Raw genomic sequence first — 334 nt, 5'->3', positions numbered from 1 at the left:
GTGTTTGGTGCGGGTGTTTTATTTTTTGTTTTGTCGGGTTTTTTTTGTTTTTTTATTTTTTTGTTGTGTTGGGTTTGGTGTGGTTGGTTTGGTTTTTTTTTTTTTTTTTTTTTTATATTTTTTTTTTTTTTTTTTTTTTTGTTTTTTTGTTTTTTTTGGTGGGTTTTTTTGGGGTTTTTGTTGGGTGGTGGGGGGTGTCTTCCTGCCGGACTGGGGGGTGCCGGCGGTGGTGCTGTTGGAGCCGGGCCTCGCGGCCGCCCGCCCCGACACCGACCGGTTGGTGCGGGTGGGGCGGGTGCTCGGGGGTTAGGATTTATACACGTGGGGCTCCCCC

General features: G+C 47.0%; 1 protein-coding gene. It reads left to right on the top strand.

Annotated elements, in window-relative coordinates; genetic code table 11:
• Window positions 1-310, top strand: a 310-nt coding sequence (locus tag PUR61_RS13390) for a hypothetical protein (RefSeq protein WP_329879037.1), incomplete at its 5' end; no start/stop codon positions are given.
• Window positions 311-334: the final 24 nt, after the last annotated feature.

It is taken from the genome of Streptomyces sp. BE20 (assembly GCF_036322525.1).
Taxonomy (GTDB): Bacteria; Actinomycetota; Actinomycetes; order Streptomycetales; family Streptomycetaceae; genus Kitasatospora.
The sequence above is the reverse complement of the archived record's forward strand: the minus strand, read 5'-3'. Positions and strand labels throughout refer to the sequence as shown.